This is a genomic window from Biomaibacter sp. TOL, from assembly GCF_059717795.1.
The window spans coordinates 3,549,500-3,563,806 of sequence record NZ_AP046092.1 but is presented as its reverse complement, the minus strand read 5'-3'; the positions used below and the strand labels follow the sequence as shown (position 1 = coordinate 3,563,806).

The window sequence follows — 14,307 nt, the reverse complement described above, 5'->3', positions numbered from 1 at the left end:
TTTCTTTCTTGATAATTTGCATATGCAACATAAAAGGCACCGTACTTTTCATACGATGCCTTGTTTCTATATTTGGTCCGCCGAGCAGGAATTGAACGCTGCGCCCTCCTGGTAAAGAGCCAGGTGCTCTGCCACTAAGCTATCGGCGGTTGCAAACCAAATAATGATAATTGTTCTGGTTCCGGTTCTTTATGCTTTTCCGGTTCTTTCTTCGGTAATATTAAACCGGAACCTTTCTTGGCTTTATAGGTGGAAGGGTCTTGCAATTCTTCTATCGTTTCTCCGGTTCTTGCTTTCCACCATTCAGCAAAAACCAATCTGTGGCACCATTCACCAGGTTTTGTTACGTCTTCGTAGCAACACAGCACTACGTCTTTTCCTAACGCAAGATACTGATTGAGAATTGACCTTATCCTTGCCACTCCTACTCTGTCCATATTTGCGAAATATGGCCTGGTGAATCTTGTTCGGTCATATTCATTAAAGAGATAACCTGGCGGTGCTATTTCTATAATGTTTCCTGCCAGTACATACCGAAGTGGAAACTTCGGTGCTCCCCTCGTTATCCCAACTACCGTATAACTCCCATTTGAGAGTTCCGGATTTTGATACCTGCTTGTATAAATTTTCAACATTCTATCGCTCCTAACCGTATAGGCCAACCAGTACGTTTACTCCCTCCTCTATTCTTTTTGGAACATCCTCACCGATGGAGAGATAAAATCTACTGTGGACCATGCATTCGTACGCCTTTTTCATGCTGTTGGATTGAGCTGGCGTAATTCCGAGCCGGAAGTCTTTGGCTATTTTCAGGGCTTTTTTATATTCCCCTGCTTTTACCAATTCCCTCACGATATCCGTTTTCTTAACCATTCCCTCGCCTCCTTTCTTACCATTCGGTAATTTGTTCCTTGTAATCATTCTAACATTTTACCGTCTGGAGTCAAACGAAAGAGCGAGGTATTTACTTAAAATAACCGGATAGGAGCGAAATTTGGGCTTTTCGTGCAGTCCTTTTTTATGGTGTGACATTACCCAATTTCATCGATACCATCTTACGATATCGTAATTGCCTTGTCAATGCCCACTTTTTGCCCTGAATAATTTTTCCTATCGGTTTAGCCACTCAACGCCAAATATCAAGGCCGACAGCTTCTCACAGGCGGCGTCAACATCCTTGTAAACTGTCCTTTCATCAATGGCCTCTTCTTTTGCAATTTCCTGCACAGTTTTGGGGTTTTCGTCTATGTATAGGCTGCAAACCGTCCTATATCTGCGTTTGTCTTCCGGCTTTTGTGACCTCATGCAGTACGACTCGTATATTCTCATCATCTCTTTTACGTGTTCAATGATGATTCTTGTTCTTGCCGAACTCTTTTTGATGCTGTCTATATAAAGCTCTTCTTTCCCGAAATAATTTCCGCTCATTATTTCAAGGATTTCAGCAAGGCTTTCGTCATGAACCTGTGCTGCTTCGTAGATTGCGTTTTCGCTATGTTCTGATAACTCCCTGAAATTTCTAAGCAGCATTTTGGTGTTTCTGAGTCTCTTGTCATAACGTGCCTTTCTTTCTTTCTCAGCTTCTTCCTTATACTTTTCAATTACAATATCAGTAATTTCCTTTATGGTCTCGTGGTCTAATTTTTTATATTTCTTTTGGCTCATGCCTTTAACCCCCTCTTACCGTTATATTGATTTTTGATTGCGAGCCTGGTAAAATATTCTTGTCGAATAGATTATAGGCCGCTAAGTCGTTAACACGGTGGAGGCGGCCTTTCCTTTTTCCTCCCCCTACCTCGGTTTCCTCCCCTCTCCCCCTTCGGGGTCGAGGGAGAGAGAAACCTTGAGGGCTCGGTTCAACTGCTTCTCTGCTTTGGTATTTACTACAGTTCCTATATAGGATTTCAGCATACTTTTCTCCAGAGTGATTATATGCTCACAGAGAACGATGCTTTTCTTCCGAAGACCACAATCAGGATAGAGCTTTACATGTGTCGGGAGATATTTCTTAGGCTTGCTTGTTATAAGGGCTGCGATTACGCTTGTGCTGTGGAGATTTCCCTTATCGTTCTGGATTATAAGCACCGGCCTTACTCCGCATACGGAATCTATCTTATGCTGAGTGAGGTCCGCCATGAATATATCTCCTCTTCTCGGCTGAACGTTTGCGTCTGTCATCTTCTTATTACCTGCTTTACCGCTTCGTCAAAGCTTATAGTCATATCTGTCTTTTCCCAGGTTCGGTCTTCGTCTCCTATGATGTTCCCGAAATGCCCATAAGCAGAGGTTTTTTTGTATATTGGTCTTCTCAGGTCAAGCTTGTCAATTATGGCTTTTGGCCTCATATCGAAACATTCCAATACTGCCTTTGTAAGAGTCAGGTCATCAACTTTCTTTCCTGTACCATAAGTATCCACGTAAACTGATACCGGTTCGGCCACGCCTATTGCATATGCTATCTGGATTTCGCACTTATCCGCATATCCGGATGCCACAATGTTCTTTGCTATATATCTCGCCATGTATGCGGCACTCCTGTCTACTTTCGTTGGGTCCTTTCCGGAGAATGCTCCTCCTCCGTGCCTTCCCAACCCTCCGTAGGTGTCCACTATGATTTTTCTGCCGGTTAATCCACTGTCTGCGGCAGGTCCTCCCTTTACAAAACGTCCGGTGGGATTGATAAATAAACTTACGTTTTTGCCCGTTAGTCCGAGTTTTTCAATGTATTCATCTACAACTTCATCAAGCACGTGCGTAATAACAGCTTCTTTTAATTCTTCTTGACTCACATCAGGTTTATGCTGTGTTGATATAACAATAGTATCAATTCCTATCGGTTCCCCATTGCTTCCATATTCCACTGTTACCTGAGTTTTCCCATCCGGAAGTATGAAGGGAATTGTTCCGTTTTTTCGCACCTGGGATAGCTTATATGCCAGTTTATGAGCAAAAACAATTGGAAGTGGAAGATACTCAGGAGTTTCATTGCACGCATACCCGAAAACTATTCCTTGGTCCCCCGCTCCCAGTATGTCCATTTCGTCTGTGCTTCCGTTTTTTGCCTCTAAGGAACCCATAACCCCCATGCTTATATCTGGACTTTGTTCGTCTATGGCCGTTAATACGGAACACGTGTTTCCATCGAACCCTGCTTCCGGTCCGTCATATCCGATTTCTTTTAACGTCCTACGGACAGTCCCAGGAATGTCCACGTAACTGTCCGTGGATATTTCCCCCATAACAAGTACCATGCCGGTAGTTACTGCTGTTTCACAGGCAACTCTTGCGTATGGGTCTTTTTCGAGTATTGCATCAAGCACTGCGTCAGATATCCTGTCGCACACTTTATCGGGATGTCCTTCTGTTACCGATTCTGATGTAAATAGCTTTCTCATTGTTTTACCTCCCCGTTGTTTTTCTTGCTCTCTTCTCTCGTTTCCATAGCAGCCAGTGAAGCTTCTTTTAATACCTCCATTAACTCATCAAGTCTTACAGCAACCATTATTTTTCTGTTTCTTACAGAGAAGGATACTGTGCCTATTTCGTAGCTGGCTTTGATGTTGCACGGATGCACTTTCTGCTTTTTGATTTTCACCTTTCCTCCCTGATTGCCAAAGTCTGTAACTACGCAATAGGCATTCAGAGATACTCCATCCAGTGGACCTTCTGTTTTGTCTTTTACCCTTTCAATCGTTGACATCTTCTTCATCTCCTCATAAATAATTTCTTCCAAATTCCTTTATGAACTCCTCAATAGAAGCTCCTTTTTCAATCATGTACTTCCTCTGCCCGTATTCATGGAGCTTTTGGGCTGTTTCAGCGCACCGGTGAACTGCCTTCTTCCCGTTCCTGTGGCACTTATCTCCGCAGAGTCCTACCTTAAGACCATATTTTTCTGATTTCTTCCGGTTAGCTCCCCCGAAGATATGATGTTCTTCCAGCAGCCCCCACTCACCGCAGAGGAAGCATCGTCCATAATACATGTTCAACCCACTTCCTCCATCTGACTAAGGTCCGTAGTATTTACCGTGCCTTCCTCCGCTTAGAAAGAAGGTTCGAGTGCTTACTTCTTCAAATTCTCCTTTGTCTCTATGTTCCTGTTCACATTTTCTGGCTCGGTCTGCTGCTCCTTTTGCTCCCCAAATTGCATCTGGGTTCCAGCCTTGTCCGCATGCTTCACAATAATACATCTGCTTTTTAACTACAGGATGACTATTTCGGCATTCAATCGCTTCGCTGTACGTTTCGTATTGCCGAGTACATACAGGGCACATATAGTACGTTTCTATCTTCATGGCTTATTCTTTTTCATCCAGGTAAGTAGCTTCAAGGTCTGCTATGTGAAGCATCAGTGAAAGTGGATACCTTTCAAATGCATTGTTCAGGGTGTAGCTTCCTCCCCTTACAGAGTCGTCGAAACTTCCCATGTGCCACCTGATAGCCATTGCTTCTTCCCTGGAGAGCCTCATAAAACCGCTTACTATGTATACCGACTTTTCACCGTGCCCGTATGGGAGCTTATCCTCTACCGTATAATACGGTACTTTAACCCACTGCCCGTGTTCATCCTTTGCGTTTCTAAGCTCCGTCTTATAAAAATCAACTTTGCAAACATCGTGCAACAATCCGCATATCGCAATAGTCTCCATGGAAACGTCTATCATCTCACGGGTCACATAGTTGAGCAGCCTTTCATAAACATGAATGCTATGTTCGCATAATCCGCCTTCTCTGCTCAGATGGTATTTGGTACTTGCCGGTGCTGTAAAGAAATCCGACTTTTTAAGCCAGTTAAGAAGCTCAGTTGAGCCATCTCTTTGAATATTTTCCTCGAATATACTTATAAATTTGTCTTTCATATCTATCCCCCTTAATTCTCATATGGGCAACCGTCTGTCTGCTCTTGGGCTACCGGTATGTTGAGTTTCATGAAAAGCTTGTACCGCTCACACTCTTTGTGATTTGTTTTATTACACCCGACACATTCTTTTAAGGAGAAGCTGGCAAGGTCGTACAAATCCTCAATTTCTATATACCTTCCTTCCTCGGTCCTCCCCAGCTTCTCGTTTACTCTGTCAACTATCCTGACTTCGGTGTTTTTTGCATCCCTCATCAATTTCTTTGCATAGTCTACTTCAAGTCTTCCTACTATGCTGTCGCTGGCATGTAGTAGATGAGTAGCAGCGGTTTTTATCCTTTTCCTTTCTTCTGTGGTAAGACAGCTCGTTTTTTCCAGCCAATTTCCCAGGTAATCCCATGTAACTAACATCATCAAATGGTGTTCTCTATCAATTCGGTTCATGTAGGTTTTCATTTTCCCACATCCCCTCCTTTTACCAAGGATACTCAGCGATAATGTCTTTACCCCAGATAGGTTTTAAGCTGTTTTTCATAAATACCGGAATGTTGTAGGTCCGGCAGTCTTCAACGATTTTGCTCAGCCATTCCCGTTCAGGAACTACTTTGCCTTTCCTGTTTCCTGTTTCTGCACCGATGATTACCCACTCCGGTAAAATTACCCCTGATCCAGTAGTAATATCTATTCCTTCAAGTAGCGGTTCCATAGATATGAACCAGTGGAATTTCTTTTCTCTGAACCATGCAAAGTTATCATCTGGCTTTGTTACACTTGTTCCGAACCAGAAGTTATCTTCCCAGGGAAGGAGTCTCTTCTTTTCAAGTTCAAGATAACGTTTGGGATTTTTTGTGAGGAACAGGTACTTATGCTGTGGGGCTGCCTTGCAAGCATCAAACACCTTTAATATCCATTCTTCCGGAACCCAGTCTCCAAAAAGGTCTGCCATCGAGCATACAAATATCGTCCTGCTCTTTGTTTTTATTTTCGGTTCGTTAATCCTGTATGTATGAAACGTAGGCTTAAATGCAAATGGATATGGATATTTGACATCCTTCTTATCAACCTCAAATAACCTGTCGCTTTCTTCAATTGCGTTCTCAAACATTATTGCTTCAAACGGTCTTTTAAACCTATTGGCTATCCTTTTTGCGTAACAGTATTCACAGTCATGTAAACAACCTGTTACCGGATTCCAACTCATATCGCACCATTCAATCTTTGTTTCGTTCATTCTCTCACCTCCCAGTCCCCGTTACAGCGTAATTTTTCTGCTTTTCGTATCCATTGAGAGCCTTTTGAGCCATAGCTGCTACCTGTATCATTTCACAGGCTGCCAGTGCAGCTATTCTTTTAAGGTCTAAAAGGATACTGTTCTGCTCATCTCTGTCGTCTGTTTTCACTGCATCCCAATACCTCTCAAGATGTATAGCAACTTCCATTGCATCATCCATTGCTTCTTCAAGTTCTTCTTTGATTACTGCATAGGATTCATGAGGGGAATTGTTCTTAGGTCCAAACTTGACTTCCGCCCTTTGCAGTTCCCTATCTATTTCTGCTTGTACAGCCTTAAATAGCAGTTCCATCGTCTTCCTCCTCCGGACTGTCGTACTGATATCCGTCGTAAAAATCTTCGTCCGTATCCTGAACGTTTTCCGTTTCGTCATCTTCCAGCTCATCGTCAGGCAAGTTTTCGTCCTCAGTATCATTGCTGTCATCTTCGTCTTCTTCCATATCCTCATCCACTATTCTGTAATCTGCGTCTACAAATTCTTCTGTTGAGCCAGTAATGCTTAAGACTTTCCTGCCTTTAAGAGCATCCTCATCATAAACCTCTTTGTCATGCTCAAAGATGCTAAGCTGAGGGTCTTTTATCTCCCTCATTACGTATTGTCCGAGCTCTCCGTCCCAAACTAACTCATAATTGCCACTTAAGGTTCCCGTTTTCTCGTCTTTAATCTGCATTACCGAGCTTACTTTGTGGTCAAACTTAGGTTTGATTACTTCTCTCTGTGCGCCTGGGATTAACGAATCAAAGTTTGGAGCTTGTTCTTTCATGAGTGAAATTTTCAGTTTAACTGTAAGCTCTGCTTGTTCACTCTCTTTGTTCTCCATGTTGGTGAGAGTCTTTCTTAATACCTGGTCGAAATCCGATTTGAGAGCATTGAATGTGTCACTGCTGAGCGTTAAAGCCCATACGTTTTGCTGATTCATGATATAATCCTCCTTATTCTTTCGTGGTCTGAATAACCACTTCAATTCTTGGTTGCTCTGAGTAATACTTTCTTATCATCGTGTCCACTATCTGCGAGTCATCCCTGTATGCTACCTGGTTGAGGCTATCCGCTACTACCTTGATGATGTTGTCTGCATCCGGCTTTTTAGTCGGCCTTATCTCTTTTTCAATCATCATCCGTCGCTTCTTTTTGCTTGCACTGGAAGGTATCGAGTAGTAGGCCATAATTCTCATATCAAGATAGTCATTATCGTTGAATCTCACATTTCCGCATTGTCTTAAAAATTCCGTCTGAATAAGATTCTCGTAAATAACTGTTTCGTCCGGTGTCCTGGTGACTACAAAGTCTCCTCGCTTGCTGAACTTCGGCCTTCCTTTCCCCTGCGGTTCACCCAGGACCGTAAATCTTACCTTCACTCTTTATCATCCTCCCTTCCTGCGTTTTCATCGTCCAGTGTTTCAAGGTAGTAATCATAGCTCTTACCCGTGCTGGTCCTCTTTTCTTTGCCTTGCCGTACGGTATAACCGTTTTTCACAAGGATGGCCGCTACCGTCAACCTGTCTGCTTCCATAAATATCTTTATCTTCACGCCTCTCCCTCCAAAAACTTAGTCATCTCATCGTACCTTTTGGCCGCTTCTTCCTTCCTCCAGGAAGGACCGTTAAACTCAACCGGATAGCACATTTCAAATATCCTGTCGTAGATTCTTGAGTACCGTATATCCGCGGTTTCCTGCATCTGCATAAGGGAAAGATTCGTGGTAAGGATGAGAGGCTTTCTTGCTCTGTAACGGCTGTCGATGATGTTATAAACTTTTTCCAGGGCAAAATCTGTGTTTCGTTCGGCTCCGAGGTCGTCAATGATAAGCAACTTTGCTTCATTCATCCGGTTTATAAATTTCTGTTCTTCGTCTTCTCCTGAGAAAAACTGAACGCTTTGCAGTATCTTCACAAACGATGTCATTACCACAGGAACCATCCGGTCGAGCAGATAATTTGCTATGCAAGCAGCAGCAAAGCTTTTTCCCGTTCCTACAGGCCCGTAAAGGAGCAACCCTTGATTCTTCTCCATCATCTCATCAAAGTGCTCTGCATACCTTAAGCACATCTTATAAAGCTTGGCGTTTTCTTTTATAACTTCAAACGTATCAAAGGTGGTGCTTCTGAATTTCTCATCCATAAGACTATTGCCTTTAAGCCGTGCAACCCGTTCCATCTCCTCCCGCTTTCTCATTTCCTCCTGTTCTCTTCTGTACTCTTCCTCTCGGCATTTGCACATAACTGGAACTTTGAACGTCTTTGAAGGATTGTCCGGAAGAGAGATAATTTGCTGCTTGCGAGTCCTGCACTTTCCACAGTAAAGGAGGCCGTCTTTACCGATATAGTCATCATCACGTTTGGGCTGGTTTTCGTACGCCTTTCCTATAACAGACCCCAGTATGTAACTAACTTCCATCGTTATCGCCTCCTCTCTTGTATTTTGCGAACGGGTTCCCTCCGTTCTGAGTTTCCGGTTTGCTTGCCTGCTGAATAAGTCCAGGGTTCGTCTTTTTGATTTCGTCTACCACCCAGGAAAGAATAGCTCGGTAATCATCCTTGTAGGTCTTCCCTTTCGAGCCTTTATAAAAATCAAGCTTCTGAATACAAGCTTTTGTAAACTGCTCTCCGTATTCATCAACTAACTTTTGGTACTCTTCCGGCTTCATGCTTACGTAGTCTGCATACTTTATTTTTTCAACTCTTTTTTGCGTTTTTACACACGGCGAATTTGTATCTGTTTCTTCTTCTGTACCTGTACCTGTATCTGTACCTGTACCTGTATCTGTACCTGTATCTTCGATAGGGTATTGATAGGGTATTGATAAGGTATCGAATAGGTCACGATATTCATTTGCATACTTATCAATACATTGTAGGAATCTGTTATATAGTCCGTTATGAGGCAAATTTTTTATTTGATTTAACGCTCCTTTGGCTTGCTTAATATTCAGTATAGGATTGTACTTGAGATAATTCAGTATCAATACCATATCGGTAGCGTATTCGTAAGCTATCATTTCCGCTTTAATAAGGCTATCGTTCCATTTTTTTATTTGTTTTTCATCAACTCTCATATCATAGCAAGCATACATGAGTGGTAATCTATAAAACCCTATCATGTTTGAATGTGGCGAGGTGAGTAAATAAATAAAATATAATCTTTCCTCAAGTGATAAGTTAGGTATTTTTTGGTCAGTCCAGATGCCAGAATGTATATTTGCGTATCTACCCATTACAGTTATCGCCTGCCTTTAAATAGGACTTGCTCATTACATTCAACCTCACTTCCTTTATGAAGCAGGGGGACGTTGCAGGGTCCCCCTGCTTGTTTCATTATTAGGATTCATTGCCTTTGTCCTCATCTTTTGGGGACTCATCTCCGGACTTCGCTTTGTCGATGGCTTCCTGGATTTTTCCCATCACTCTCTTGTAAACCGATGTCGGCATTCCTGTCGTGGACTGGAAACCTTCTTCCGCTATCAGTGATGCTATCAGCTCATTGCCTTTCTTTTTTCCAAAATTCGCTTGAGCAAGTGCGAACATTTGCTGCCTTTGTTCCTGTGTAATTGGTTCGTCTTCTTCAACCACATGGTAGTCAGCATCTACATATCCTTCCGGACCCGCTTCCTCTACCGTGTAAAGTCCTTCGTAATCACGAGGGAAAGCTGCTCTCAGTGCCTGTGAAACCGCAACCTTTTCAATCATTGTGCAAGGTTTGGTTTTCCAGTTGGCTTGGCCTTTATCGTATTCTTTCAGGCTGACTTCCTTGTAAGTCTCTTCAATCTCGCCATTCTTTTTGCGGAATACTCTGCACCACCCGCCGATAAGCTCCTCTTTTGGATAGAGGCATGTACCCTCTTTCTGCACTACCTGGTCTCCACGAAGAACGACTATTCCAGACTTTCTTCCGGCGTATGTCGGGTTTTCTTCCGCTCTTCTCTTGTAGGTTTCATATCCGACTACAAGCTGGAAGTCATTTCCGAACTTGATAGGATAGCACTCTCCAACAAACGGATTGAGCTTCTGGTACTTACACAATTCCAGGAAGAGTTTGATTTCCTGGTCTGTGATATTCCCTCCGCCTCTTACCAGGTATTTCTTTACATCTTCCGCCGTAATTTCAACGGCTCCAAAAGCTGTGTCATATTTGACCATCAAACTATTGGACATATGAACTACCTCCTAAAACTCATTTTTGCAGTTTCTTTGTAGACTACCCCAGGGATGCTGACCGTGCCTTTTGACGCTCTGATGAGTCTCATGACTGCTTTCTCGTCAACCGGCCTTATGGTTACTCCTGCTACCTTGAGGGGAACTATCGCATCGTTAATCGATACAATTTCCCAGTCCTTACTTACGGAAACTCCTTCCGCCTTCGGTTTTTCAACTACCAGGGTTGCTCCTCTTGCAACCGAGTCTGTTATCTGGGCATCGAGCATAGCAGCTTCTGCTTCTTCGATTTTTCCTTGTTCCTCAAGGGCTATTGCCTCTTCAATTTTCCTGTTAGCCTCTTCTTCTGCCTTTCTACGCATTTCCTCTTCCAGGGCTTTACGCTTTCTTTCTTGTTCCAGCGCATATGCACTCATTGTTTTCTTGAGGATGTTCTCTGCATTCTTGAGAGGTGTCAGCATCATCTTTTCCCTGTCGCATATTTCCTTGTGAGCCTTGTATGCCGAATCTTTCATTGGCTTAAAGAACTCGACTACCTCAGCCGCTTTCTGCTTTATAGTCCTCCCAAACTCGGCAGCTTGCTGGTAATCTGCATCATCCTGAATGATGATGGATTCTGCCTGGAATTCGATTGCCGTTACCTCTTTCGATATCTTCTTTTCGTCCGGTGTTACCGTCGTGGGAAGTACGGCCACGACTTCTTCTTTAACTGCTGAAATACTCATAATTTCTACCTCCGTTTATATTTTTGTTGATGGTTCCAGATTGTGAGGAGCGCACCAAAAACCTCCCAGCTTTCGCTATCGTTAGCTTTATACCTTTCCATTGAGTAGGTCCCATCGATTTTCAGATGTACGATGGCCTTCTCGTCAAACTTGACTCCATGACTCTCATAAGCTTTGGAGTATGCTTCAAGCTGTACTCCCGTCAGCATCCGGTTTATTTCTGCCGACGTTTTGAAGTCTACGCATACCAGGTTTTTGCCGATTACACACGGCATATCAGCCGTGCCTGCATACCTGAGATACTTGTGATAAACTCTGCATTCTGTTTCTATAGGAATTGGCTTAAAATCAGCCATCCATTTAAGGAATCCGTCAAAGTACCCTCTGTGCTGTGGAGCAATATCCTCAATTTCAAACTTGACATAGTTTTCAATACCGTTGTGCACCGCCCTTCCCCTGTCTGCCGCTGCGTTGAGGATATCTTCATCGACATCTTTGTAAAATTCGTTGGATAACGGCCTCATTACTGTGGTTACGCTCGGTATGTAGATGCCGTTGAGCTTATAGATGTGCTTCTTCGGCTCAAAGGTCAGTTCAGGAAATTTTGGCAACGTAACATCTACCATCCGCAATCCACCTCCGCCGTTTCAACTTCATACCCGCATGTTTCTAACAATTCCTTGGTTGTCATGTTATCGAGGCAGTCCATGCAGATATACTCGCCGTCAATTTCGACGTATTCATCTCCGTCCAAAATCCCTTCTCCGCAATTCGAGCAGTTATAAACCGCCACCGGTTCCGGAGCGTTTGGACATCTTGGATGGCATGGCATTTGCAAACATACAGAACACATTTTCTCACCCCCTCACCGTCATCATTTCTGAATTTTCCCTTTGAGTCATAATGAGCATTGACTGCATGTTGATGTATCGTCTCATATAGAAGTCTGTAATTTCGGTCTCAAGCAGCAATGGCAGGTAATCTTCGTCTTTCTTGATATAGCCTAATTTCCTTACTGCATAAGCCAGTATGCTTTGGTATTCATCCTCCGGAACCTTGAATCCGAGCTTTTCCTCAGCGTATATCCTCGCCTGCTTGAGCCTTTCTTCCAAACTCATTACTTACATTCACCTCCTTAAAGCCATCAAACATATCTTTAATGCTATACCCAAGCTGAACTATGAGGATAAACAACGGTATAACGAGAAACTCTCCTCCGAATGCTCCGCTATATCCTCTTTCCCTTGCTGCAATCTGTACTGCATAAGGAGTTAGTATTGCTCCTGCAAGCACCGCAGCTATGTAAAGCCAGTTTTTTTTAATCCATCTTTTCATTTGCTTCCTCCATCTCCGTCATCTCATCCATCAACTGATGGATTTTCCGACTGTATTCTGTGCTGTATATTCCTTTTTTCCAAAGCTTCTGGGCACCTGATTCTCCGCAGTTGTAAGCCATCAAAACTTTATCAATGTCTGCGTATTTATCTGTCAGGTCAGCCAGCATGTAAACTCCGGCCAATATGTTCTGTTTTGCATCCAGGAAGTTTTCTATGCCGAGCTTGTCTTTAAGCCACTTATGATTAATCTGGTTAATCTGCAAAATACCGTAATCTTTGGTCTTGCTTATTGCATCTTCCTGGTAGCTGCTTTCCTGTCCCATCATTGCCAGTACCATTTTGTAATCCACGTTGTTTTCAGTGCAAATATCGTAGGTGTATTTCTGGAGTTCTGCATCAAGCGGCACATCGTAGAGGATAAACCCTTCATTTTCTGTCTCATCAGCTTCTACTACCTCCAATGCCGGTACGGATTCATTGGTTTCTGTTATATAAAGCTGTTTTTCTGTTTTCGTCTCAGGGTTTTCTGTTATCAGAACCGCATTTCCCGTTTCTTTAGGTGATGTAACTGCAATCGATGCAGCCATTGAAAAAACAAGCAGGACGATAAAGCGCGGCCTAAGACTCGTTCGTCTATTCCTCTTCCTCGTCCTCATGTTTTTCTAACCCTTCTCTTCTGATAAGCTCTTCCAAGAGCTGTCTTGTGCTGTACGACTCCAATGTCCTTTCGGAAACAATACATGCGCACCCGCTTTCTTCTTCCTCATCAGATACCAAGATATCAGATTTAAGAAACCAAGCGGGCCGAACACCGATGTTGCCGCAGTAGGCGATGTTGTAGTCGAGGCCGCCATCGGAGCAGACGTTGCGCACGCTGTGGGCGTATCCGTTTGATGCTGTGCTGTAAGGTGTTGCAAGCCACCACCAATCATCCAAATTAGGAATTAATTTTCTGTACTTACGGTACTGGTCGCAAGTCAGTAAAAAAATCTTGTCATAGCTTGTTCCGTAATCAGTCAGGCCGTCATCTGCCGTAAGGTCAACTTCTGCTACTTCGATATCCCTCTCCATATCCGAGGTCTTTATAAGACTGTTCAGAAATTCTCCATTGAGGTATTTGCGAAGCGAGCTTTTCTTCCAATCGTTGCAGTTGTCAGTGTCAAAAGGCATGTCTCCTATGGATTCTTTGCAAAGCACGAGAGTTTTTCCATCTTGGTGGTCAAGAACCATAACCTCTCTTCCTCCGTAAAAAACCGTCTTACCGATTTCAACATTTTTTAACATTGCTTTCATGCTATTGCCTCCTCTTTTTTTAGTGGAGAAACGAACAATCCAATGTCGATGGGTTTCATTTTTTTAATAGCCTCGTTCAGTTCCTCCGCAGTTTTTATTCCAAACTCCTTTTCCAAAATTTCTCTAATCTCATCTATCCTGCTCATTCCCCCCTCCCCTTTCCGAGAACCTTCTGGCTTATGAGCTTAAGCTCTCCGGCTGCCTTGATGAGATAATCAAGATACTCAACTATTTGCGCCAGGTCCGGTTTTTCGTCGTCGCCGATAACTCCATCTTCCGCTATATCAACAAGCTGTTCCTTGATTTCATCAATCTTCTCGGGAGAAAGGCTTTTCAAAAGCTTAATTGTCACCTGCTCAATACTCTTAACTTCTGTAGCTATCGGAGCCCCTTTCCCAATCGGGCATTCATTCGCACAATATATAGTTTTAAGCTGAGGAGCATTGTAAAGGTCTGCCATCATGATAATTACATCCGGTGGTATTACCTTTGTTACTCCGAGCTCGTAATTTGCCAGTGATGAAACCGACACTCCCAGTAACTCCGCAGCATTCTCCCTGCTTTTAAGCCTTTCATTGTATTTTGCAGCATCTTTTCTACAGCGAAGATAGATGTTTTCACTATCTTTCATGCAGCCACATTCCATTCTTT

Annotated in this window: 26 protein-coding genes and 1 tRNA gene; all 27 read right to left on the bottom strand. The window is 43.2% G+C overall.

The genetic code is table 11. From position 1 onward, the window contains the following. Positions 1-73 precede the first annotated feature (73 nt). The 27 genes from AC6I1H_RS17605 to AC6I1H_RS17475 all read right to left on the bottom strand — a co-directional run bounded on the left by AC6I1H_RS17605 (position 74) and on the right by AC6I1H_RS17475 (position 14,302). Positions 74-149 (bottom strand) — tRNA-Lys (locus AC6I1H_RS17605). Further along, entirely contained in the window at positions 135-662 is a 528-nt protein-coding gene (locus AC6I1H_RS17600) for a hypothetical protein (RefSeq protein ID WP_497738800.1), read from the bottom strand. The genes AC6I1H_RS17605 and AC6I1H_RS17600 overlap by 15 nt, the downstream gene beginning before the upstream one ends. Next, positions 646-873, bottom strand: a complete 228-nt coding sequence (locus tag AC6I1H_RS17595; protein WP_149544170.1) for a hypothetical protein — start codon at positions 871-873, stop codon at positions 646-648. Before AC6I1H_RS17595 ends, AC6I1H_RS17600 begins: the two co-directional genes overlap by 17 nt. A 237-nt stretch (positions 874-1,110) precedes the next feature. After that, positions 1,111-1,665, bottom strand: coding sequence for a hypothetical protein (locus AC6I1H_RS17590; RefSeq protein ID WP_149544171.1), 555 nt, complete (start codon positions 1,663-1,665; stop codon positions 1,111-1,113). Positions 1,666-1,791: 126 nt separating this feature from the next. Then, complete coding sequence (locus AC6I1H_RS17585) at positions 1,792-2,178, bottom strand: type II toxin-antitoxin system PemK/MazF family toxin (protein WP_497738799.1); 387 nt, start codon at positions 2,176-2,178, stop codon at positions 1,792-1,794. After that, entirely contained in the window at positions 2,175-3,395 is a 1,221-nt protein-coding gene (gene metK, locus AC6I1H_RS17580) for a methionine adenosyltransferase (RefSeq protein ID WP_497738798.1), read from the bottom strand. Before metK ends, AC6I1H_RS17585 begins: the two co-directional genes overlap by 4 nt. Continuing rightward, positions 3,392-3,700 (bottom strand): hypothetical protein, encoded by a 309-nt coding sequence (locus tag AC6I1H_RS17575; RefSeq protein ID WP_497738797.1) that lies wholly within the window; start codon positions 3,698-3,700, stop codon positions 3,392-3,394. The genes metK and AC6I1H_RS17575 overlap by 4 nt, the downstream gene beginning before the upstream one ends. Before the next feature lie 13 nt (positions 3,701-3,713). Beyond that, positions 3,714-3,989 (bottom strand): hypothetical protein, encoded by a 276-nt coding sequence (locus AC6I1H_RS17570; protein ID WP_497738796.1) that lies wholly within the window; start codon positions 3,987-3,989, stop codon positions 3,714-3,716. 309 nt (positions 3,990-4,298) lie between these two features. Further along, positions 4,299-4,859, bottom strand: coding sequence for an HD domain-containing protein (locus tag AC6I1H_RS17565; RefSeq protein ID WP_497738795.1), 561 nt, complete (start codon positions 4,857-4,859; stop codon positions 4,299-4,301). 11 nt (positions 4,860-4,870) lie between these two features. Beyond that, positions 4,871-5,314, bottom strand: a complete 444-nt coding sequence (locus tag AC6I1H_RS17560; RefSeq protein ID WP_497738794.1) for a DUF5651 domain-containing protein — start codon at positions 5,312-5,314, stop codon at positions 4,871-4,873. A gap of 19 nt (positions 5,315-5,333) precedes the next feature. Next, a complete protein-coding gene (locus AC6I1H_RS17555; RefSeq protein ID WP_497738793.1) occupies positions 5,334-6,089 on the bottom strand; it encodes a DUF5131 family protein in 756 nt (251 codons plus the stop codon). Positions 6,090-6,093: 4 nt separating this feature from the next. Beyond that, entirely contained in the window at positions 6,094-6,441 is a 348-nt protein-coding gene (locus AC6I1H_RS17550) for a hypothetical protein (protein WP_497738792.1), read from the bottom strand. After that, positions 6,425-7,069 (bottom strand): hypothetical protein, encoded by a 645-nt coding sequence (locus tag AC6I1H_RS17545; RefSeq protein ID WP_497738791.1) that lies wholly within the window; start codon positions 7,067-7,069, stop codon positions 6,425-6,427. Before AC6I1H_RS17545 ends, AC6I1H_RS17550 begins: the two co-directional genes overlap by 17 nt. 13 nt (positions 7,070-7,082) lie before the next feature. Beyond that, a complete protein-coding gene (locus tag AC6I1H_RS17540) occupies positions 7,083-7,508 on the bottom strand; it encodes a RusA family crossover junction endodeoxyribonuclease (protein ID WP_497738790.1) in 426 nt (141 codons plus the stop codon). Next, entirely contained in the window at positions 7,505-7,681 is a 177-nt protein-coding gene (locus tag AC6I1H_RS17535) for a hypothetical protein (protein ID WP_162523461.1), read from the bottom strand. The genes AC6I1H_RS17540 and AC6I1H_RS17535 overlap by 4 nt, the downstream gene beginning before the upstream one ends. Next, positions 7,678-8,547: an ATP-binding protein gene (locus AC6I1H_RS17530; RefSeq protein ID WP_497738789.1), complete on the bottom strand. Its 870-nt coding sequence runs from the start codon at positions 8,545-8,547 to the stop codon at positions 7,678-7,680. Before AC6I1H_RS17530 ends, AC6I1H_RS17535 begins: the two co-directional genes overlap by 4 nt. Then, complete coding sequence (locus AC6I1H_RS17525) at positions 8,537-9,364, bottom strand: hypothetical protein (protein WP_497738788.1); 828 nt, start codon at positions 9,362-9,364, stop codon at positions 8,537-8,539. Before AC6I1H_RS17525 ends, AC6I1H_RS17530 begins: the two co-directional genes overlap by 11 nt. A 103-nt stretch (positions 9,365-9,467) precedes the next feature. After that, positions 9,468-10,301, bottom strand: coding sequence for a phage recombination protein Bet (bet, locus tag AC6I1H_RS17520; RefSeq protein ID WP_497738787.1), 834 nt, complete (start codon positions 10,299-10,301; stop codon positions 9,468-9,470). A 5-nt stretch (positions 10,302-10,306) separates the two neighbouring features. Then, positions 10,307-11,026, bottom strand: coding sequence for a hypothetical protein (locus tag AC6I1H_RS17515; protein WP_497738786.1), 720 nt, complete (start codon positions 11,024-11,026; stop codon positions 10,307-10,309). Positions 11,027-11,031: 5 nt separating this feature from the next. After that, a complete protein-coding gene (locus AC6I1H_RS17510) occupies positions 11,032-11,652 on the bottom strand; it encodes a hypothetical protein (RefSeq protein WP_497738785.1) in 621 nt (206 codons plus the stop codon). Further along, positions 11,646-11,879, bottom strand: a complete 234-nt coding sequence (locus AC6I1H_RS17505; RefSeq protein WP_497738784.1) for a hypothetical protein — start codon at positions 11,877-11,879, stop codon at positions 11,646-11,648. The genes AC6I1H_RS17510 and AC6I1H_RS17505 overlap by 7 nt, the downstream gene beginning before the upstream one ends. Positions 11,880-11,883: 4 nt before the next feature. Further along, positions 11,884-12,144, bottom strand: coding sequence for a hypothetical protein (locus tag AC6I1H_RS17500; RefSeq protein ID WP_497738783.1), 261 nt, complete (start codon positions 12,142-12,144; stop codon positions 11,884-11,886). Next, positions 12,101-12,361: a hypothetical protein gene (locus AC6I1H_RS17495; protein WP_497738782.1), complete on the bottom strand. Its 261-nt coding sequence runs from the start codon at positions 12,359-12,361 to the stop codon at positions 12,101-12,103. Before AC6I1H_RS17495 ends, AC6I1H_RS17500 begins: the two co-directional genes overlap by 44 nt. After that, positions 12,345-13,019, bottom strand: coding sequence for a transglycosylase SLT domain-containing protein (locus tag AC6I1H_RS17490; RefSeq protein WP_497738781.1), 675 nt, complete (start codon positions 13,017-13,019; stop codon positions 12,345-12,347). Before AC6I1H_RS17490 ends, AC6I1H_RS17495 begins: the two co-directional genes overlap by 17 nt. Continuing rightward, positions 12,997-13,656 carry a DUF6273 domain-containing protein gene (locus tag AC6I1H_RS17485; protein ID WP_497738780.1) on the bottom strand — a complete coding sequence of 220 codons (660 nt, stop codon included), beginning with the start codon at positions 13,654-13,656 and terminating at the stop codon, positions 12,997-12,999. The genes AC6I1H_RS17490 and AC6I1H_RS17485 overlap by 23 nt, the downstream gene beginning before the upstream one ends. After that, on the bottom strand, positions 13,653-13,802 hold the full coding sequence (locus AC6I1H_RS17480) for a hypothetical protein (protein WP_162523462.1): 150 nt from the start codon (positions 13,800-13,802) through the stop codon (positions 13,653-13,655). Before AC6I1H_RS17480 ends, AC6I1H_RS17485 begins: the two co-directional genes overlap by 4 nt. Then, positions 13,799-14,302, bottom strand: coding sequence for a helix-turn-helix domain-containing protein (locus AC6I1H_RS17475; protein ID WP_149544266.1), 504 nt, complete (start codon positions 14,300-14,302; stop codon positions 13,799-13,801). The genes AC6I1H_RS17480 and AC6I1H_RS17475 overlap by 4 nt, the downstream gene beginning before the upstream one ends. Positions 14,303-14,307: the final 5 nt, after the last annotated feature.